At 44.7% G+C, this 21,909-nt stretch carries 17 protein-coding genes; 9 read left to right on the forward strand and 8 right to left on the reverse strand.

The annotated features are described in order from the left end of the window. From AC4IFB_RS14780 to AC4IFB_RS14800, 5 genes are all read left to right on the forward strand, one after another. Positions 1 to 920 (forward strand): transposase (locus tag AC4IFB_RS14780; RefSeq protein ID WP_490780560.1); only part of this gene is annotated, 920 nt, incomplete at its 5' end. Between the two features lie 126 nt (positions 921 to 1,046). Continuing rightward, positions 1,047 to 1,175 (forward strand): hypothetical protein, encoded by a 129-nt coding sequence (locus AC4IFB_RS14785; RefSeq protein WP_490780561.1) that lies wholly within the window; start codon positions 1,047 to 1,049, stop codon positions 1,173 to 1,175. 132 nt (positions 1,176 to 1,307) lie between these two features. After that, positions 1,308 to 3,443, forward strand: a complete 2,136-nt coding sequence (locus tag AC4IFB_RS14790) for a hypothetical protein (RefSeq protein WP_490780562.1) — start codon at positions 1,308 to 1,310, stop codon at positions 3,441 to 3,443. A 237-nt stretch (positions 3,444 to 3,680) separates the two neighbouring features. Continuing rightward, positions 3,681 to 5,687, forward strand: a complete 2,007-nt coding sequence (locus AC4IFB_RS14795) for a cache domain-containing protein (RefSeq protein WP_490780563.1) — start codon at positions 3,681 to 3,683, stop codon at positions 5,685 to 5,687. A 400-nt stretch (positions 5,688 to 6,087) separates the two neighbouring features. Next, complete coding sequence (locus tag AC4IFB_RS14800; RefSeq protein WP_490780564.1) at positions 6,088 to 7,881, forward strand: hypothetical protein; 1,794 nt, start codon at positions 6,088 to 6,090, stop codon at positions 7,879 to 7,881. A gap of 326 nt (positions 7,882 to 8,207) precedes the next feature. Here AC4IFB_RS14800 and AC4IFB_RS14805 read toward each other — a convergent pair whose 3' ends face one another. Then, positions 8,208 to 9,017: a pseudouridine synthase family protein gene (locus tag AC4IFB_RS14805; protein ID WP_490780565.1), complete on the reverse strand. Its 810-nt coding sequence runs from the start codon at positions 9,015 to 9,017 to the stop codon at positions 8,208 to 8,210. Positions 9,018 to 9,244: 227 nt separating this feature from the next. Continuing rightward, entirely contained in the window at positions 9,245 to 10,468 is a 1,224-nt protein-coding gene (gene trpB / locus AC4IFB_RS14810; RefSeq protein WP_490775404.1) for a tryptophan synthase subunit beta, read from the reverse strand. 882 nt (positions 10,469 to 11,350) lie between these two features. On the opposite strand from trpB, the gene AC4IFB_RS14815 reads away from it, so the two are divergent. The 3 genes from AC4IFB_RS14815 (at position 11,351) to AC4IFB_RS14825 (ending at position 14,230) form a co-directional block, all read left to right on the forward strand. Next, on the forward strand, positions 11,351 to 11,731 hold the full coding sequence (locus AC4IFB_RS14815) for a Rieske (2Fe-2S) protein (protein ID WP_490775403.1): 381 nt from the start codon (positions 11,351 to 11,353) through the stop codon (positions 11,729 to 11,731). 371 nt (positions 11,732 to 12,102) lie between these two features. Beyond that, positions 12,103 to 13,260 (forward strand): ATP-grasp domain-containing protein, encoded by a 1,158-nt coding sequence (locus AC4IFB_RS14820; RefSeq protein ID WP_490775402.1) that lies wholly within the window; start codon positions 12,103 to 12,105, stop codon positions 13,258 to 13,260. 34 nt (positions 13,261 to 13,294) lie between these two features. Beyond that, entirely contained in the window at positions 13,295 to 14,230 is a 936-nt protein-coding gene (locus AC4IFB_RS14825; RefSeq protein WP_490775401.1) for an isoaspartyl peptidase/L-asparaginase family protein, read from the forward strand. Positions 14,231 to 14,329: 99 nt separating this feature from the next. Here AC4IFB_RS14825 and AC4IFB_RS14830 read toward each other — a convergent pair whose 3' ends face one another. The 6 genes from AC4IFB_RS14830 to AC4IFB_RS14855 form a co-directional block, all read right to left on the reverse strand. Continuing rightward, positions 14,330 to 15,079 carry a hypothetical protein gene (locus tag AC4IFB_RS14830; RefSeq protein WP_490775400.1) on the reverse strand — a complete coding sequence of 250 codons (750 nt, stop codon included), beginning with the start codon at positions 15,077 to 15,079 and terminating at the stop codon, positions 14,330 to 14,332. Continuing rightward, positions 15,079 to 16,218 carry an ABC transporter permease gene (locus tag AC4IFB_RS14835; RefSeq protein WP_490780566.1) on the reverse strand — a complete coding sequence of 380 codons (1,140 nt, stop codon included), beginning with the start codon at positions 16,216 to 16,218 and terminating at the stop codon, positions 15,079 to 15,081. The genes AC4IFB_RS14830 and AC4IFB_RS14835 overlap by 1 nt, the downstream gene beginning before the upstream one ends. Then, positions 16,215 to 16,871 carry an ABC transporter ATP-binding protein gene (locus AC4IFB_RS14840; RefSeq protein WP_490780567.1) on the reverse strand — a complete coding sequence of 219 codons (657 nt, stop codon included), beginning with the start codon at positions 16,869 to 16,871 and terminating at the stop codon, positions 16,215 to 16,217. Before AC4IFB_RS14840 ends, AC4IFB_RS14835 begins: the two co-directional genes overlap by 4 nt. Then, entirely contained in the window at positions 16,868 to 17,782 is a 915-nt protein-coding gene (locus AC4IFB_RS14845) for a carotenoid biosynthesis protein (RefSeq protein WP_490780568.1), read from the reverse strand. Before AC4IFB_RS14845 ends, AC4IFB_RS14840 begins: the two co-directional genes overlap by 4 nt. 413 nt (positions 17,783 to 18,195) lie before the next feature. Beyond that, positions 18,196 to 18,768, reverse strand: a complete 573-nt coding sequence (gene rrtA, locus AC4IFB_RS14850; protein WP_490775396.1) for a rhombosortase — start codon at positions 18,766 to 18,768, stop codon at positions 18,196 to 18,198. A 44-nt stretch (positions 18,769 to 18,812) separates the two neighbouring features. Then, complete coding sequence (locus tag AC4IFB_RS14855) at positions 18,813 to 20,855, reverse strand: VIT and vWA domain-containing protein (RefSeq protein ID WP_490775395.1); 2,043 nt, start codon at positions 20,853 to 20,855, stop codon at positions 18,813 to 18,815. Positions 20,856 to 21,020: 165 nt separating this feature from the next. On the opposite strand from AC4IFB_RS14855, the gene AC4IFB_RS14860 reads away from it, so the two are divergent. Continuing rightward, positions 21,021 to 21,776: a helix-turn-helix domain-containing protein gene (locus tag AC4IFB_RS14860; protein ID WP_490775394.1), complete on the forward strand. Its 756-nt coding sequence runs from the start codon at positions 21,021 to 21,023 to the stop codon at positions 21,774 to 21,776. Positions 21,777 to 21,909: the final 133 nt, after the last annotated feature.

The following is a 21,909-nucleotide window of genomic DNA, read 5'->3' on the forward strand; positions in this document are numbered from 1 at the left end:
GCGGAGAAGATCCCTACACCGGCAAAAGCTTTGAACATAGACGCAAGTGGGTGCTTGATCGACTGCGTCAGTTGTCAGAAATCTTCGCAATCGATATCTGCGCCTATGCGATCCTGTCAAATCACTACCATGTCGTACTACATGTCGATAGTGAAAAGGCGAAAGCCTGGTCAGAGCGAGAGGTGATATTGCAGTGGACTCAACTCTATAAAGGGCACTTGTTGGCAGATCGCTATTTGTCAGGTAATGCAATGACTACAGCAGAAAGAGCTGCGCTCTCAGAGTTGATCGAAGAGTGGCGGCTACGTCTATATGATATCAGCTGGTTCATGCGCTGCTTGAATGAGCACTTAGCGCACAAAGCGAATGAAGAAGATAAATGCAAGGGTCGTTTTTTCGAAGGACGTTTCAAGAGTCAGGCCTTACTGGATGAGGGCGCACTGCTGACCTGTATGAGCTATGTGGATCTAAATCCGATAAGAGCCTCCATGGCAGAAACGCCAGAAGATTCAGAATTCACCTCGATACAAGAACGTCTGAAAGCCTACAGCCAGCAGCAGAAACCAGATAGTACAAAGCAGTCCACAAAGCTGTTTCCATTCGTAAGGATACAAGGTAATGCCCCCTTGAATGGAATTGACTTTGATGAAGAAGACTACTATCGATTGGTCGACTGGACGGGAAGAGCGATACGTGATGATAAGAGAGGCGCAATACCCGAAGAATTGGTGCCGATACTTGAACGGTTGAAATTGAATCCTGATGCCTGGTTAAGAAGTATAAAGTACTATAACAGAGACTATTTCACAGCGGTTGGAGCGATTGATCGGATAAAGGCTTATGCTCAATCCATGGAGAAGTGCTGGTTCCAGGGTCAAAGTGCAGCGAAAAGTAATTATCGTCTTGTCGTAGTTGGATAGGGAGAGAAGCGATCAAGAATCTGGCAATAGATTTCAGAACATTTAAAGTTGGGGTGTCCTCAACTACTCAATTATCCTGGCTTTCAAGCTGTTCAGTGCACTTGGAAATGTGTTAAGAGATAGATAATGGGTGACCAAGAGCGTAATAAAAAAGCATCAATACTGAAAGTCATAGTATGGGCAGCAATTGCACTTTGGGTGATATTTGTCGTTCTAGTAAAGCTAAAATTTGGTTTTTTTGACTTTGAATTATAAATAAAGATATGGGACACCCCAACAAATATTGATAAATTCAAGTCAGTGATATAGGATTTTCAAAAGAACTTGAATCAACATGATAAACTGGACTGCCCACGAAAAGGAGTTGCGATGATTAGGAGGGGCAGCGTGGTACGGTCTTACATTCAAACAATCTTTTTGATTTTAACGTTATTGATTGCATCAAGCTGCAATCAGTCTTCGAACAGCAATAACGGAACAGACCCCAACGGAACCAGCGCCGACATTAGCATAGCGCTGGATGTAGGCAACGCCACAACAGAATCCGTTGAAGCGCTTTTTCATCCTGGGGTTGTCGGCTACGGCCTTTTGGCACTGGATAAAAACGGTAACAACTTTATTCCCGCCTATTTCGGCCTGAACGAATATCTTGACGCCACTAGCGACCGCGGTGGCTATGTGGTGATCGACGAGCTAAGTGATCGACTGAGAAGCATGACCGCCCTCGGCGATGACACAGAACTACTGAGCCACCTGAACGAGGTAAACGAGGCCGTCTCCCTTATTGATCTGCGCAATAACAGGGTGCAACTGCTACTTGGCTGCGCGCTGCCGGACGCACTCTCCAAATGGAGTGGCTACAACCACAACATTCGTAGCGGCTACAATAATGATGATTCCGCTCAACCTCTGTATGCCTGTGCCCCGTTGAGAGACGATGCGGCAAGAGCTACCTGGCAACGCTTGATGCAGTCCACAGCCGAGTTTTTCAGCGCTTATGGGGACAAGGTGGTCTTTATCATCGGCAACGAACCTGAGACCTATTTCGGAGGCGATTTTAATGAGCTTTATGACCTTTTTGAAACCACTGCGAGCGGCTTAAGGGCCGGTAACCCCAATGTAAAGATCGGCGGCCTCACCACAAGCCATTACGACCAGAGCATTCTGAATAAAGCCTACCTGACCTACCATGATGATCCGGATCTGAGCAACAATATCGACGAAAGTTATTTCACGTCGGAGATTCAGGATCTGGGACTACCATTGATAGAAGCCTGGCTGCAGAGACTGCAGCAAAACAGCCTGCCCATTGATCTCATCCAAACGAAAAACTTCAACGGCAACCCATCCCCCGCGACCAGCGGCTTTTGGGTGGATGAGATTGCTGAGATAGAATCCTGGCTGCAAGCGAATCCACAAGCCCACAGCGGTAGCGTGGATATGTTCTATACCGATTTTCCCGGCTGGCATACTGTCTGTGCGGAAGACAATCATGGCGATCGGGAGTCAATCTGGGACTCGGAGTACTTTCCCGCCTGGTATGTGAGTACCTATATTGCCATGAAGGCCTATCAACTTGGGCACACGGGTGTCATCAACAACGTTGAACCCCTGCTTGCCTTTCTGATCGAATACGGCTATTCCACCTTCTTCCATACCTCCTGTGAAACCGACCAGTCGAGACCTGCCGGATTCAACGGTTCAATTAGCCTTAGTGCAGGCCAAACATCCATTGGTGGACAAGAGGTAAAAACCTATATCCCCAAACCTATCCTCAACAGCTTGCACCTTTTGACGGGATTCAATGGCTCCCTGATTCCTCTGGATAGCGGTGACAGAAATGTGCATATGGTGGCGTCCTATGATAGCTCCAACGGTGAGACCGCCATACTTATCAGTTACTTTCTACCGTCAGCCTTAAACTACCATACTGCCGGATTCCAAGGGTATGAGTGGGGACAGCTATTCAAGAATAACTATGGCATAGCCTATGATAAGGATGAATTGAGTGAGATGACCCCCAACCCTATGCTGCAGACCTACATGGACGACCCTGAGAGACCAAAAGATCTCATAACTGACCTGCTGCAGGGACCACAAACACTCAACATCGATGACCTTGGCGTCAGCCCTGAATTTAGCGCATTCCTGAGTGCCAGCCGCGAAGCTGGCATGGCAAACCAGGTACTTAAGGAGGAGGCTGAAACTGGTCGATACAAAACCCTCTCCATCAACCTCGATGGATTAGTGGCAGGCAGCTACACTCTGCAGCGGCAGGTTGTCGACAAGGAGCACGGCAACGCCAACACCCATCGCTATGTTATTCACGACGACCTGGAGTCAGCCTACGCCTCTGGCGGGATTGATGCCCTCAAGGCTGCTGCCATTAGTTATCATGACCAGTATGGCGTGAACTCCACACGCCTGCTAGACCAGGATCTGGTGGTAACAGGGGAGGGCGCTAGCCTGGAGCTGGCACTGAAACCGAACTCGGTACACTTGATAAAAGTAACTCCTCAGTGAACAGCATAATTAAAGTTCGGTGTGTTCTCAATTTCTTCCTCTAAAGTTGGGGTGTCCTCAAATTCCTTCTTTTGTTTTGTTCCACATACAACAACAACTTTTCCAGTGTTGCGTTCTGCACAATGAGAATAGTGTTTATGGTCAACTAAGTTACTGTATATAAACAAGGTTTAAATAAGGCGTAATATTTGCATGGTTATTTGGTTTGTCTAATTTGCATCATAAATGGAGTGCCTTATGAGCAATAGTATCGATACTGCTTTGTTACTCAATAACATGCCCCAGGTTCTTAGTTACCACAACAATCTCTGCAATTTGGCGGACTGGTGGAGAAAAGTTGCACTGCTGGGCAAGATCAACAGCCTGCAGATCGCAGTGACACTTATGGAGGACATGGAGGCGACCCGCAAGAAATTTGAATCACTGCAGAGCCAGCTGATAGAGAATCTGGTCAAAGTGAACCTCAAAAAACTGGATCAGGAGCTGAATGCGCTAGCCCAGGTCTCAATAGACATACTCATCCGCAACCTCTTCGAACGTACTGCCGATGTTGGTTTCCTTGCCACAGACGATGATCTTCGGGCATTTTTAAGTTGCCAGGAGACAGATTCTCAGCAGGAGAGGGATATTGTTCATCGGCTGCATGAATATACTCAAAAATATAGTGTCTACGATGAGATTATCATTCTTGAGCCCAGTGGCCGTGTCCGAGTACATCTTGATGAAGAGAATAACCCAATTTCACACTCTACGGACCCTCTGATTCGTGAAACACTGGCTACACATCAGCCATATGTAGAGACGTTCAGGCACTCTGATCTACAACCAAAACAAAAACACTCTCTGATCTACTCCGCACGCATAACTGAGACGAATGATGCGCGCTCAAAAGTGCTCGGTGTGCTTTGCTTATGTTTTCGCTTCGATGATGAAATGACTGGTATTTTTAACAATCTTCGAAAAGGTAATGAAATCATCGCAATTCTCGATCAAAGTAATCGGGTCATCTCGAGTAGCGCTCCATTGTCTTTGAAAGTGGATGATAAAGTTGAAACTATTTCCAGTAACAAGAGCAGACTGATAAAGCTTAAAGAAGAGGAGTATATTGCGCGCACGACTACGACAAAAGGATATCAGGGTTTTACTGGACTCTCCTGGCAAGGACATACCATGGTTCCATTACGGTCAGCCTTTGTTGATAGCAGAGAGAATACCATTGACAGTGAACAACTCTTATCAACTTCGCAACTCTTTTCTGATGAACTGCAAACAATTTCGTCAACAGCAACGACTGTAACTGACGACCTTATACTCGTTGTGCTCAATGGCCAGATTGTATCGGCAAAAAAAGATGCTAAAGAGTTTATGCCGGTTCTGGATGAGATACGTAATATCGGCCATCAAACCAAAGGTGTATTCAAGAACTCAGTTACTAAACTTTATGAAACCGTTGTCTCTTCGCTGCTCAGCGAAATTCAGTTTCAGGCCTTACTTGCCGTAGATATCATGGATCGTAACCTCTATGAGCGCGCCAATGATGTTCGCTGGTGGGCCTTGACTACGCGCTTCAGGGAGATTCTTGATAAGCCCGATTTAAATGCTGCTGATCAAGATACACTCTCTTCGATATTGGCTTATATTAATGAGTTGTACACCGTATATACCAACCTTTTTCTTTTTGACAATCAGGGTGAGATCCTTGCTGTATCCAACCAGGAAGAGGCCTCTCTGGTAGGAACAAAGCTTCCTCCAGATGCACATTATAAACAGGCACTTGGCGTCCAAGAGACTCAGAGCTACATAGTTTCACCCTTCGAATCCACTATGCTTTATGGCAATCGGCATACCTATATCTACCTTACCTCGGTTAAGTCACTCTCCAGCCAAGCAAGCGTCGGTGGGATTGGTATCGTTTTCGACTCTGAGCCTCAGTTTACCGCCATGCTTGAGGATGCTCTACCAAGAGATGATAAGGGTAATATGCTGGAAGGTGCCTTTGGTATCTTTGCTAACCGTAACGGCGTAGTCATCTCCTCAACCAATGAGCAATACCAGGTTGGAGATAGTCTCGAATTGGAACAGCAGTTTTTTGAATTAGAAAACGGTGAACGACACTCTGCACTTGTCGAATTTCAAGGTCAATCTTATGCGATTGGTGCTGCTATGTCCCAGGGGTATAGGGAGTACAAGACCACTGGAGATTATGAGAATGATGTTATTGGCTTGATATTTGTTCCAGTATGAAGATATCGAAGATATGAAGATATGGGACACCCCAAAAAATATTCTAGTAGATATGAAGATATGGGACACCCCAAAAAATATTCTAGTAGAGGATTTGTTGGGTGAGATATCACTACATATATCTATATGTAGTAGATAGCTGTTAATCAAAAGTTGGGGTGTCCTCAATTATTTTTCAATTATTTTGGATAGATGGATGATTTCACTCTATCCTACTTCCATTTTTCTACCTGGATAGCCAAGGGGGGTGGTTATTCTCCCCAATCATTGGGTAGTATAGCACTGTTGATAAGGCTGCCCCTTATCATTTATTTTTTCAAGGTTACTCCTTTATACCTGACACCGCTCTGCTTTCCGTTTTCAGGGATTTAGAAATTTAACGATTTAACAGGATGAATCAATGGTGAGAGTACTCCAACTGATCATAGCTTTACTGATGATCTCCACTAACAGCCTAGTCATGGCTGTCCATGTTAACCACGATCGCACTGGTCAGGTGGCACTGCTACCCTACTACACGGTCAACAATAATTTCATTACCAACTTTACAATCACTAACACCACCAATCTATTCAAAGCAGTGCGGGTGCGTATTCTCGAATCTAAAAACTCGGGAGATCTGCTTAACTTCAATGTCTATCTCTCACCCTATGATGTATGGAACGGCACGCTGCGCAGGAATGCATCCACCGGTCTACCCAATCTGATCAGCGAAGATGAAAGTTGCACTTATCCAGCAAAGACCAACCTGCACGCAGGGATTGAACTACTGAATATCTACACTGCGACATCGGATGATGATCTGACGGAAGGCTATATTGAGATCATCGAAATGGGCGTTGTCGCAGATGGTGCTGGGCCTGCTGTGGATGGTGGTTATGAAGCGGAGATAGATGTTGGTGGTAATGCTGATGGCGTAGTGAATGACGCGGCGGGTGACCGCTCTGTTGTCACAGGGCTGCTACATAGTAATACCGGTATACCAGCAGATTGTTCTGTTGTCAGTGACGCCTGGGATGCGGGGTATGTAAGTGGGGCAGCAATCAATGGATTTGAACCAGGGTCAATGGGAAGCAACGGTGTGGCAATGGACTCGGCTGACTCAGCCGCCCCGTATGGAGACAGTCATAATGCCGGGCTGGTTGCCCCAAGCGGTGGTATCAACGTCTATGGGATATTGATCAATGTGGCTACTGGTGCGGGTCTTGTTCAAGAGGGAACGCACATTGATCGTTATACTACGGTAGCTCAGCACTACCTGCCCGATGACCCAGTACATTACCGCTTGCCATCGCTCGCCTCTGGAGATATCCAGGAAGCATACATAACCAATGCGCTAGGAGACGGCATGAAGGGTAATACGATGCCACTGACTGAGTATGACACCGGCGCACTACACGACATCTCACCGCAGGTATCAGTCCCGATGGGGTCGAATCCCTTGCCAATCTCTGTGGTTTTGAGTGCTGACCAAGTTTCTGCTCCCTATTTTGAGGAAGTGAATATCAACGGAGAGACAGATATCGTATTGACCTTCCCGATGCGTAAGCATGGGATATGGAATGGCGGCACCCTGACGAATGACATGGATGGCAGTGGTTCTTTAGAGGCTTGTGTTGGAACCTTGAATGATGGGATTGATGATGGTGAGGCTGTCACCCTGGAAGCTTTAAGCGCTCAGGTGAATGACTATCCCGGTGATGGTGCTGGTGCTCTATGCACCAATGTTGGCTATGTAGAAAAAATAGATCAGGATATTCAGATTGGTTTTTTCTACTACGACTACGAACATCATGTTGCCGAATATGTTGGGGAAATACCTTCTGACATTGGGCCGATTCCAGTCGGTCCTTGGTATGAAGTATTTCTGGAACGTGCGGTCAATGTGATAGTTTTATATAGAGGTGGAAGCAATCGGTCTGTTCTAGGAACGCCGGCCGCGAATTTTTTTAAAGTGGAACTTGATGTCGCTTTTTGGGAGGGTTGGGTGACAGTCGATACCGACTCTGCGTACGACTACGAGGTCAATCAAAGTATTATGACACTGACTGAGACCAATGGAGGTATCGGTGCTGAGGCTGGTGCCTGGACTGGAGCCCCGATGATCGGGTTTTCCGCCATGGCAGCTGATGTCGGCCCGGCTCAAATAGGCGAGACTGTTGAGTTAATACGCAAAGTGAATCGAAGCGAGTAATTACCTGCAGTGTTTACAGCGTGCTCCGTTTTCATGGATGGGCCATTGGCTCCTTTGTTTTATCTCATCGGTTGAGTGTGGGCCCACTCTCAAGAATTCCTCCGTGAACATGTAGCCTGGATGGAGTGCAACGGAATCCGGGTTATTCAATGTACAATCCATCCCGGATTCCGTTGCACTCCATCCAGGTTAGCTTATAAGAAAGATATGGGGTGCCCGTTAAAATATTCTCATAGAGGTTTTGTAGGGTGAGATATCACTACGATATCTTTATGCAGTAGATAGCAGCTGCTCGATTATTTGAGATTCATGCGCCACAGGACCCACTAGGCCCGATATGCTCTAGGCTCGTTGTTATCAAAACCTGGAATCTCCAGATAGATACAAGTCAGTTGCATATCCTCGTCTGTTTCACTCTCGCCATACAAGCGGTCACCAACCACCGGATGGCCGGCTTCACTTAGATGTCGACGAATCTGATGTTTTCGCCCTGTATCTATCTCAACATGAAGCAATGATCTGTCTTGTGCCTCGTCGTATTCAACCTGGCTTATCCTGCTTATTGCAGAACGGCCATCAATCGGATTTTCGATCACTTTTTTGGCCCCATCATTGGAAAACAGTCCAACAACCCAGGCCCGATAGCGCTTTTTGACTTTTCGCTCACGAAACATTCGGGCCAGTTCTCCGGCAACCCGCTTCTTGTGTGCCAGTACCATCAGCCCGTCAGTTGCCCGGTCCAGTCGGTGAACCAGAAAGACTGGTCGCTCTGGTGTAAGGTGGGTTTGAACCCAGCGATCGATTGCACAATGGTCACCCCATTTTGAACCATGGGAGAGCATCCCTTTGGGTTTAAACCAAATGGTGTATTCTCCCTCGTCGGCGATCAGATTGGCATCTGCTGGTTCAGTGGCGAGTACCTGTTCGTTATAGTAACAATGTAGTTGGTCACCCTCCTGCAGTCGGCTTTTGGCTCGTCGTATTCGCCGCACACCACCCCCGCGCTCCAGCCAGACAGCCCCTTTCCACATAACCTGTTTGATACGTTGACGTGATAGACCACTGGCCACGGCCAGTAGCTCCACCGGGTTTTTCAATGCACTATCTATGCTGATGTGATATTCAGATGCTGACATACAATGGATCTAGGCTGCTGATGGGGTAATTTAAGAGGCACATTCAAATCATCAAGCAATCATATGGGTGAACACAAAAAATCCTATTGAGCTTGGGAGCTGCAACTTTATATTACTCTAATTACTGCTTTGTCGGTCGAGCTTGGCAAGTTAGAGATGAAACCTGCGTCTACAAAGTAGATAAGTAGGAGATGCTCTTGGCATGAGTGGTAGAGAGTAGGATATGGTTACATATCGTTCTTTACACCATACTGGTGCCCATAGTTCTCAACTACAAAATCAATGTCTTTATCACCACGGCCTGAAAGGTTGATTAGAACACTCCCTTTATCACCTTGTTTCGCCATGCGAAGCACATGGGCTACGGCATGGGATGATTCAATGGCTGGAATGATTCCCTCACGACGGGAGAGCTCGAAAAATGCATCGATCGCCTGGCGGTCGTCGATATAGCTGTAAGTTACGCGACCGATATCCTTTAGATAGCTGTGCTGAGGTCCAACAGCTGGGTAGTCCAGTCCACTGGCTACGGAGTAGACTTCCATTGGTTCGCCATCTGCATCCTGCAGCATATAGGATTTGAAACCATGCATAATTCCAGGCGTACCTTTGGTTATACTGGCAGCATGTTCGCCATCTTTATCGACACCCAGTCCGGCAGGCTCCACGCCATGTAGTTTTACAGTGTCGTCGCTCAGGAAAGCGGAGAAGATCCCTATGGCATTCGAACCGCCTCCTACGCAGGCAACCACATGATCAGGTAAATTGCCGGTCATCTCTTGAAATTGCACTCTAGCCTCATTGCCGACGATGGACTGAAAGTCCCGTACCATCATAGGGAAGGGGTGTGGGCCGACCACGGAACCGATGGCGTAGAACTGGGTTACTGGATCCTTCATGTAACCTTCAAATGCAGCATCAACTGCTTCCTTCAGTGTTTTGCGCCCGTGAGTGGCGGGAATAACCTTGGCACCGAGAATCTGCATGCGCACCACATTTGGATGTTCTTTCTTGATATCCACCTCGCCCATGTAGATATCGCACTCCAGCCCGACCAGGGCAGCAGCAGTGGCCAATGCCACACCATGCTGGCCGGCGCCTGTTTCAGCAATGAGTTTTTTCTTCCCCATTTTTTTTGCTAAAAGCGCCTCACCCAGGCAGTGGTTAATTTTGTGTGCCCCGGTGTGATTCAGGTCTTCTCTTTTGAGATAGATATCAATTCCATATTCCGACGAGAGATTTTTTGCATGAAAAATAGGACTTGGACGTCCAACGAAATGGTTGTATAGGTCTGCAAGTTCATCAAGGAACTCCTGATCTTCACGGATCTTGATGTAGGCACTGGTTATCTCGTCAATAATGGTCTGCAACTGATCCGGGATAAAACTACCACCAAATTCACCAAAAAAGCCTTTTTCATTGGGTAGTTCATGAATGAATGTATTTTTCATACTCAAAATCTCTCTGTGAATCATCTTTTCCTAACCAAAAGAAGGATAAATGCAGGTTAGTTTGGAAACAAGGGTTTATGAGACTTTTTCGGCTTTCTGGGGGTGGTTGGGCGTGGCTGGTGTGAGCGCGATTTTTATACTCATGGTGATTAGTCGAATTTCATCAGTTTCAGGTAAACACATCCGATGGCAGAGAGCTCAGCAAACCATCAGTGGATGGGTTTGTATTGCCAATGGTAAGTGGGAATACTCAAGCCACTGAGAGAGGAAAATGTGGGTTATTAGTGCTGATGATGGTGTTTATCAACATACCCCTCTCCCCCAGCCCCTCTCCCGCAAGGGGCGAGGGGAGCAAAAGATGTCCCGGTCGAACACTCTTTGTCACTCTGGTGATTGGTGTTAATGGGATGCAATGATTCTATGTATTCAGTGTTTTCTGTAGTTGAAAAAATGTGTTAAACACTGAATACACAGAAACTATAAAAAGCAAGCTTGGTGCTCCGGGTAGGGTGGGGCCATGCCCCACCGAAATGGGTTGGAGTTTCACTAGTATTGAATGAGTCGCCTACTCGTGGATGAAAGTTTGTTTCTTTATTACTTTAATATCGTAGGCTGTGGCTCCACCCTATAGCTCTTTTTGTATCAACTTATGCCAAGAACATTTTCAGAAGAAGGAAAGAGATGTAAAGAAAAGGATATTAGTTAGTTTATTACAGTTAAATCATAACCTGTATCTAAAGCATAAGTAGGATGTCGTCAGCTTATCAAACTACCATGTTGCAAACATCGTCTTGATAATAGGGTTAGTCTTGCATTAATCTCAAGATATTAAAAAATATAAGCTAATCTGATGGTAGCAGTAATGCATGGGGAAAATGGTCAATGAAACGAAAAACCCGCGTTTGGGTATGTCATAAGGATCAAATCAGGGAGGGTGACTATATAAGGATTGATGTACTGTATGCTAATAAGCCATCATCTGTAATAGTTTTCTGCTACCAAGGAACCTATTTGGCCTATAGGAATTTGTGTGTCCATATGCCAAAAAGACTTGATTGCGAAAAGGATATGATTTTTGATGATGCGGGACGGAATCTGCGTTGTTCAATGCATGGCATTATATTTGATCCTTTTTCAGGGGAGTCGCTGAGTACGATTTGTACCGGGGAGAAGTTAACACCTGTCAGCATCGATGATTATGATGGCGGAATTTGGATTTTTGATAAACGTGTCAGGCCTATGGAAGAAAATCTATCTGACTAATAACAACCTATCTGAAAATCTCATAAATTAGGATTTAGAGATTCCTTATGTCCAGTTAATTTGCTGGCTATCACACTCACAAGGGCTCAGCCTGAAGCATGCATCTGCACCATTTTCAGACATGCATAGACGCTTCCACAATATTCATGCACTTTGATAGAGCATGTTTCAATGGGGTAAACGTATTAATTTTAATAAAATCCTCTTATATTTTTTCTCAATAAGTCATGTAATAGTTTTAATTGTCATTTTATTACAATAGCTTATAGTGGTTTTAATGCTTGATTGATTTATACTGAAAATTATCAATAGTTGTTTGGCTCTCAATTTGCATCTGATTGTAATAATTCGCGCAAAATACGAGAAGACCAATGATTACTAAGGGGATGCATGAAATACTGCACACTAGAAGTGCAGAGGTCCAACGTTCAGTAGTAAGGCCTAGAATTCCGAGGATTTTCAATCATGACATACTCTCATGTACCGCTGAGGGTGTAAAAGGCAATCATCTCTATTCAGGAAGAATTCTTGGTGCAACCGAACACGATGACATTGTTCAGTTGCATCCGTTACTGAAAAGTGAATGGAGTAAAATCGTTGAGCACTACACGCATATCGGTTTGGAGCATAGCCACAATATAATCTGGGATATTGGTTTGGAGTACATGCCTATTCATGATGGTATTACCCATTCACTATTTTTCTATGGCGATCAGGAATTAAAGAGAAGTGGAGATATTGCCTGGGCCAAAACGGTTGAATTCATCAATTCCAAAAACAACTTCATGTCACTCGCTGACGAGTTGGCTGTTCCTGTACCCAAGACGAGATGCTTCAATAGTGTCGAAGAGATATCGATAACAGATATTAAGGGTTTCCCATACCCATGCTATCTAAAAGCTGCCATTTCAGTTTCAGGCGTGGGCATCTATCGCTGCGAGAACCCAGAAGAGTTGCAACGAGCAATGATGCAGTTTGATTCAAATGTTCCGGTACAACTTCAGCAAGAAGTAAAAACCGATATATTTCTTAACATGCAATACCAGATAGTGGACGGAGTGTGCAGAAGGTTGCTAGCTACGGAACAGATACTCGATGGAACTGCCCACCAGGGCAATGTCTATCCAACACAATATGAACCCTGGAATATTATTGAGCCGATGGCAGAGTGGATGGCGGAAAGGGGTTTCAAAGATATTCTTGCCTTCGATGTCGCAATACAGCATGGAAACAATGAGGTGAAGAGCCTTGCTATCGAGTGCAACCCACGCTACAACGGTGCATCCTATCCCACATTGATAGCAATGAAACTTGATATCAATGAATGGGAATCATGTAATTTCTCTACCAGGCACAATTCTTTGGCAAACCTCGATCTTTCCGGCATTGAATACAATTCGACCACAGGTGAAGGTGTAGTTATAGTCAACTGGGGTCCGATTCTGGTCGGCAAAATAATGCTTATGATTGCGGGAGATGGTGAAGTCCGACAACGAATCAGGCTGGAGTTACAAGAGCGTCTCTGGTAGCGTTAAAGTTTGTAGTAACGAATTACAGAGAACAATGCAAAATACCTTCTCGCTGATGGTGCATGGCGGAGCCGGCGCACTCGACAATGTCAAGGACAATAAAACAGCACTTCGCTACCTGGAGAGTATCCGTACAGTTTTAGAACACGGACGGGATATTCTGGAAAGAGAGGGGAGTGCATTAGAAGCTGTAGAGACCTGTGCGTCACTGCTCGAAGACGATCCTGTATTCAATGCTGGTTGTGGATCTGTACTGAATGAAAACGGCAAGGTTGAAATGGATGCAGCCATTATGGATGGCCGTGATCTTTCAGCTGGTGCGGTAGCCGCCGTTAGCAATATAGCCAATCCCATACAGCTGGCCCGCTTGGTGATGGCAGAGAGTGAGCATGTTCTGCTAATCAGTGATGGCGCCATGAATTTTGCTACTCACTGTGAGATGGCGTTTACACCAGACCACTATTTCTTCACCCCTGACCGTATTCAGCAGCTTGAACAGGCGCGTCTGCAACACCGTATGATGCTCGATCATGATGATAGTGAGGTTGACTCAGAAGATCAGAAATATGGGACAATTGGGGCCATTGCCCGCGATCTCGATGGTAACCTGGCAGCAGCTACTTCCACAGGTGGCATCGTTAATAAGCGCATGGGCAGGGTTGGTGACTCACCAATAATCGGATCGGGTGTGTTTGCCGATAATCAAACATGTGCGGTCTCAACGACTGGATTTGGTGAAGATTTTATGCGTACCGTTCTTGCTAAGACGGTTTCAGATAGTGTGGAAATGTTGCACTACGATGCAAGAAAGGCTGTGGATTATGGTATTGAATATCTGCTACGCAAGGTAAAGGGTCGAGGTGGCTTGATTGTCATCGATCGGCAGGGGAATTGTGCTGCTGATTTTACAACAAAAAAGATGATTCATGGCTGGATTGAGAGATCGGGTGAAAGTCAGGCCAGGTTCTAGATAGGCTATTTTTATCAATTACTGAGATCTTATAAAGTAAAAACTATTCAACAATAATATATCTGAATATTTAATATCGAAAAAAATATGAACAAATAACTATTCCTCCCATGGCTTTGGTGAGTCAGTTCCCATACTGAATCCGATTATTTCCATAAGTATACGGCCATGTTGTGTGGTTATTATGGCGCTTCGTATGCCTGTCCAACTTCCGATACGACCAATCTCAACGACTTTTATTTTTCTTAATTGATGATTATTTTTATCAATCCTCAAAAATAGATCCGGATTGCCAGTTATTTTATCTACTACAATCAAGGTAGATCGCCAACTGGCATCAAAATTATCAGTAACAGGTTCGACGCTATAAGTCGCTTGTGGGTACTGCTCTGACAATATACTATTATCTATAGGTCCAACCCGCCAATCAGCACATGCGCCTACCAGTATTTCCTCCCAAGGCAGTATTGATCCAGGCAAATGAGTGCCTGGTTCTGTAATGAACTCGCCACTGTTATTTTCACATGCTGACGTCTCACCGCCTGGTGAACATTGAAGGCAGCTATTATATGCAGGAATATTCTCCCCGGTTAATCGAAATAAGAGACGATCCCCTGTAGGTTCTGCGTCGCGTGTGGATTGCAGAATGACAACAAGGTGCTCTCCATTTTGGGTATGACTGGTAATTCTTATCTTAACTTGATAATCCTTACCGGAACGGTTTAGAAGATTCTCAAGGTGTTGTATGGTCTCTGTAGTATCTTCAGAGGCATGGTTTTGGTAGAAAGGTATTAGAGTTAAAAACAACACGAAAAAAAGTAGATGGGGTATCTTTAAGAAGAATGACATTACTCTCTTAGTGCCTCATGGATTGAAATATTAAGTGCATAATATATTGGAAGTGCTGCACCAAATAGTGCAATTAATATGGCGGATAAAACCAACCAGACTGCTTGTTCTATAGTGACTACACTTTCGGTGTATACACCCAGTGTCTGCAGATGACTCAACGAGATCTCGAGACCAGTCCAACCAATTAATCCACCCATTACCGCTGCGGTGGCGGAAATTACAGTTGTTTCCAGAATAACCAGCCAAGATATCTGCCAGGCAGACCAGCCAATTGCACGAAATATAGCGATTTCATTGCGTCGTTCACTTACCGACAGTACCATGATTGTGCTAACTATGAGTATTGACAAAAGAATGTTTGAGATCAGAATGACATGACCCAAGCCTCTCACTGCAGAGGTGAGTTGATTGTCGGCAAGGAACTCATCTGTTGTTACTACTTTTAAAATTGGACTGATCTGCTCGATTTGATGAGTAACCACTCTTTTTTGTTGATCCGTTATGCCGGCATCAAGTGCAACAAATATAAATGTGACTTTACCTACTGAGCTGGTTAATTGCTGCAAATCATCCAATCTCATAAATAGCACGCCACTCTCAAAAAAGTTTCCTGCCTCAAAATAGTCAACAATTTTATATTCACCAAAATTAAGTTCGAGATGGTCGCCTATGGATAAATTATTCAGCGAGGCAGCCGTATGGCCGATTAAAATCTCACCGGGATTCAATATCACTCTTTTCCCATCTCGTTGATATTGAACTTCCTGATAAGATGATGGCCAACCATAAACCATTATGCTGTAGTTACTGTCTACCAACAGTGAGTCGGCCAAAAGTGCCTGAACACTCTCTACCCCATCGATAGCCAATATTTCATCAGATATAGAGGTATCTATCCGGCTGGTCATCGGGTTTGTCTTGTTCGCCTGCATTACCATCAGGTCTACCTGGCGTGATTCATATCCAAGCACCAATGTGGATTCCAGTGACTCTGATGTCCCTACCATGGTCATTGCGCCACCTAATGCGACTGCAATACTCAATATTGCAATAAATGCACGTAATGGTCGACATCTGATGTTGTCCAGTATCAGTGAACCCATACCGTATAGGCTATTCTTTACATCGCTATTCACTGGCTGACTGCCTTACCATCTTCTAGATATATAACTCTACTGCAAATCTTTGCGACTTCGGTATCATGAGTTGCTACTATCATTGTTCCCTGATGACTTGATATATATTCAGACAGAGTTTTGAGCAATGTCTCACTTGAGGCGCTGTCAAGATTACCAGTGGGTTCATCTGCCAACAATAAGCGAGGTTTATTGACAATACTTCGACAGAAAGCAACTCTCTGTCTTTCCCCTCCTGAAAGATACTTTGTCTGTACATTAAGCCTGTTGAGCAGGCCAACCTCTTTTAATAGTCGACTGCTTTTAAGGTGTCTTTGATTTGCATCCTTGCATGTAGGAAATAGTGCGAGTTCAACATTTCTTACAGCGCTGAGATGATCCAACAGGTGAAACTGTTGAAATAGAAATCCAATCAATTCACGACGGAAAGTGTCTTTATTCCATTCTGCTATCGATTTGCCTGCAATTTTCAAAACGCCGGAAGTAGCTATTTCATAACCTGCAATAAGGTTAAGTAGCGTCGATTTTCCGCTTCCTGACGGACCCAGCAAGGCAACAGTTTCACCTTCTGAAATTGATAGGGATACGTCAGCTAATGCACTGATAACTCCATTATATACACAACTGATATTTTCAAGTTGTATAAACGTCACTTCCAGTTCCTGTTAGCGACTGGTATTGATTCACGTAATTGGCTTGTTTTTATTCTTCGTAGATATATTGATGGAGCTAATATCATAACTGTTAAGACTAAAGGCAAAATACTATCCAGTCTGTCTGCGATTATTACAAGTGCAACTATAACCCATACCATAAACAGACCAATCAGGAATGTATCCAGTGATCTATGCGACAACCTGTCAGGTTTATGCCAACGATGCTGCAGGTAAAAGAATAATGAATAGATGATTATTCCAATTATGAACCATCCAAAAAAATTAGAAACTGGCGCTCCGTAGTAGAGTCCTTGCTGATTCCATGCCCAGGAATTGGTATAAAGCGAGAGTGGCTCAAGATAGAAGTCGCAGGAGGTAAGTATCAATGCACAAAAGAACACCTGTTTGGAAAAAGTGATACAGAATAGGCGAGATATCGGTTTGGCATTACTGGAGTCTCTGCTGTGATCAAATCTTTTCTCAACCAGCCAGGGGCGCATTAACACCAGTGGAATACAGCTGAATATAAACCAGGCGAGGGGGATGACAAGTGGTAATGCGTTAGCTATTCTTGGTTCGATGTCCGGGTTGTAGCGATATAAGTCACCAAACAAATAGCCATTCTGTAAGCCCCAGAGTTCTCCAAAGGATGAGATGGAGATGGTCAAAATAAATAAAATCACTGCCTGAGTGAGGGACCATACAAGTGTTACGTAAATAAAGAATGCTAAAGCTGCGACCATAATTATGATCAGAAGCGGGGTAGATGCCTGTGCCCAGTCATAGCTCAAGCTAAATGGAAATATATAGATAAACCGGGCTAACATTAAGCTGGCTAAGAGAAATAGTGTGAATGCTGTTATCTGAAGCCATCGATTACGAGTTGACAATTTAGCAAGTTGTAACATTTTTAATATTATCGTCAACTCGTTTTGTACGAACTGTCACTATCCAGTTACTGAAACAGCGCTGGTATACTCTGATAGAGTATACTTTGTTTAATAAGAATCTATTTTAATATTGAGACTAAACCCTGGCTAAAACAACCTCTACAATATAACTATATTTGATTTACATCATAAAGATACAATATATAACTGCAACCAATAAGATTATGGTAATACCTGAGAAAAATAATCTTCTATTATCTACAGGTGGGCTGGCATAAAACAACAAATTCTTCTATCTATTCTTTGATTTATTTCGGGGTAAGAATAAGAATCCTGATCTTCTGCTGATATAAACCGACTGCAATGAGTTTCACGGTTAATCAACTACAGCCTGCTCGATTAGTGTTAACAGGCCCTATATGGAGACTGATTCAAAACTTGTTGTGTTGATAAGCAGGGAAGATACGCTGTTTTGGGTATAAAAGAAGCAGCACTCCTGCTACTGTTCCCGCCAGATGTGCAGCAGGAAAGGGAGGCCAGGAAATATGGGTAATCATGGATATACCGGACAGGAGCTCAAGTATCAGCTTGCCCAAGCAGATCATGGCTGCAATAACTACCCAACCTGAACGGGTTTCCCGCCAATAGTGATAGAGTGCGACGACCAAAAGGGTATTGAGTACCCCCGAAAGTCCACAATACCTGGTCACATGAGACCAGTCAGATAAGAGTAATATATCGACCCCTGCTATTCCTGCCAGTATGGCCATAAACCATATATACTTTGATTGTCCTTCCAAATAACTCCCAAGAACTACCAGAGCTATCGCATTCCATAACCAATGTTCCCAGTCAGAATGGACAAAATGCCCTGAAAACAGTCGCCACCACTCTCCTGATAGAGCTGGATAGAGTTCAAAGTAGAATTCACTATGATGTTGCGGTATGGCCATCATAAATGCAGTAAGCAATACGCTAGCTATTGTGAGAGTTGGAAGTCTCATTAATGACTCCTTCAGCGGCCAGGCCGAAGCCTGGCGCTTTCAGTTTAGGAATTACGACGATGAAGGCTGGCTTTCCACAATGGAATAAGCAGTAACAGCAACCAAGGCCCTAATGCACCACCACCGCTGTGACCAGACGATGAAGGATATGCACGTGGCTTTGTATACATAGGCTGCTGAGTATCAACTCTGTTGTTGACCACTGGTGCTGAACTTCGTTGTTGGCGAGCAGCTTGTTCTTTTGTAACCCTGGCCTGATTCAGTCGGTCGATGCCATAGTTCTGGAACTGTTCCTCACGCACAACCAGCATTGATGTGTAGTCAGTAACCAGGCTGTACTCTTTAGCTACATCGACTATTGCCTGACGACTGTCAGGGTCTTCACCCAGATAGTCAATCTGGTTTTGTAAATCCTCTATTGTGGCGAAGGCCCAGAGCCGTTCAATTTCAGGATTGAGTGTGCTTTGATTTGGAAATTCAAATCGTGTGGAATATTCGGTAGGCTGGCCTGAAACTTTGCCGCTGATAGTCACATCAGCAATACCATCACCCCAGTAGTGGCCAAACAGAGTCAACTGCTGGCCTCGATAGAGAGAGCCAATTTGTGCCGGGGTTAAATCCTTGACCTTTACACCACGGAATTTTACATCGATATCGTGCAACGCTTGATGGGTTAGTTTGTCTGTGGCCAGCATCAGTTGACCAACAATATCGTCACTATTAGAGACATTGATTGAGAATCCGTTGGAGATTTTGGCCATTCCTTCCAATAACGGACGGTTGGCGCTGTTTCCCATGACAAAGCTGAATAGCCTGACGTCATACTGTTCGAGGAGTTTGAGAAAGTTTTTCTTCTCCGTGGTACCCACATTGGCAACACCATCGGTGACCAGAATTATGGCGCTGGAGCGATCTGAATCAAGTGTTTTGATACCACGCTCCAGACCGGCATAGAGATTTGTACCGCCAGATGGATTTGTGTTCTCAAGTTTGCTTAGTATCTGTTGAACATTTTCTCTATTTGCCTGTTGATAACCAGAGGTGATTCTCTTTGCATGGTTATTGAACAAAATAATCTGAAAACGATCTTTATCTGAGAGATTTGTTAGTCCTTTGCGAACACCCTCAACCAGGCTTTGATATTTACCTTTCATGGATCCTGAGAGATCGAGAACGAAAACCCAGTCTCTACCTTCATTTATGGAAGCAAGGTCATCACCCGGAGTTACAGTTAGCATAAATGTACCTCGCTCTTTTCCAGGTTCCTTGTGAGTGACCATATCAACGCTGCCTGGCAGTCCCTGTTGATGTCGCCAGTAGACCACAATGTCCTTATCAAGTTTCTGTATAACTGCAGGAGTTGATTGAGTCTGCTCTTGCTCCTCACCTGCCTGTCCATTTTGCAGAGAAACAGACCACTCTTGCGGGGAGGTTGAAGTGGCTGAGGCTTGTTGATGATGAGGTAGTCGTATTTCATCGATGGGGTAGGAGGAGCGCAGTTTCATATTGAAACTGAAGGCTTCCGTGACGACATCATTGTAGCTCCAGAAGGCTAGACGCTGTTCATCCACACCCCCCTCTTCCAGAGGGTAGACATAGCGACCTATACCGCTATCTACATGAGCAGGCTGGATATAGACGAGCTTGATTCTGACATCCTGCTGTGGCTTTACAGGGTAAACAGAGCTATCGAATGTACGGTAGCTATCCTGCTCGGTAAGGGCAGACTCTCTACCTTGGCTGCGCTCCTGTTGATAGATTTCTCTCGCTTTCTGCTTCTCGAGTACTTCGCCGGTAACAGGCTTGCCATCAATCCAGTAGGTGAACTCACCTACGGAAGCTTTTTCAGGTACTGGGAAGGAGTAGATGGCTTCGAGTTCTGAGTTGTTTGGATTGTAGAAAACCTGTTCGACGGAAGTAACGGCGTAACCATCCTCAATGGTGACATCAACATGATGTTGCCTTATCTCCAGCTGCGGGAGATTCGCGGTTTTTGGGGTCATCAGGCCTGCTGCAATCGCGTTTTGTCCAGCTAGCAGCGAGATACCTAAAACCAAGTATTTGGCCTGCTTTAATAGGGTGTTCATGATAAAGCTCCATTTTAGAAAGTGGATTGATCTCCATCGCGGAGTCAAGCTAACAGTAGCGATAGGGCTTAAATAAATAAACCAAATAGTGAAAAGGTCTGTATTATTGATCTAAAAGTACTGTATATTGGCACTATTGGCCGCTCAGTAAATTCGGAGGTGACTGTGAGTCAGGTTGTTGCGTTGCTTGAAACCTTAAAACTGGAATTACGATCCAAGGGGATTACCTATCGGGATATTGCCGCTCAATTGGCCTTGTCGGAAAACAGCGTCAAACGTCTATTTGCGGAAAAGAGTTTTTCTGTGGCGCGACTCGAGCGAGTCTGTGAACTGATTGACCTGGAGCTTTCAGATCTGGTTCAGAAAATGGTTGAGGGGCGAGAGCGCATCAATATGCTGACAGAGGATCAGGAACGAGAGATGGTGGGGAATACCAAACTGTTGTTGGTGGCAATCTGCATCTTTAACTACTGGCGCTTTGATCAGATCCTTGCAGAGTATGATCTAACTGAGACTGAACTTATCCAGTTGTTGGTGAAGTTGGATCGTTTACGGATTATTGATCTTTTGCCGCTTAATCGTATTAAGTTGGTGGTCGATAAAAAATTTACCTGGCGGACCAATGGGCCGATACAGAATTACTTTCAACAGTATGCTCAGCCTGAGTTTCTGAATGCCAAATTTCTTGAGGAGGATGAAGCTCTGATTTTCTCTAACGGGGTTTTGTCTGAGAGTTCAAGAATTGCTATGTTGAGGCAGTTAAAAAAGGTCTCAGGAGAGTTTTTTCGTCTACATGAGGAGGATGCGGCTCTGCCCCTGAACCAGCGGCAGGGCACCAGTTTGATGTTGGCCCTGCGGCCTTGGGATTTTAGTGTATTTCGAGAGTTGCGCCGGGATGATAGTTCGATACTATCCCGTTAACACGTCTTTACTCCAGAAGCAGACTTGAGGCTCTAACAGTTTGAATTTAACAAGACAGGCACTGATTGTTTAATGCGGTTTACGCATCAATTCTATTAAATAGATGACACTCATACCCTCTCCTCAACCCCTC

The organism is Candidatus Thiodiazotropha sp. AKIB8 (genome assembly GCF_058244675.1).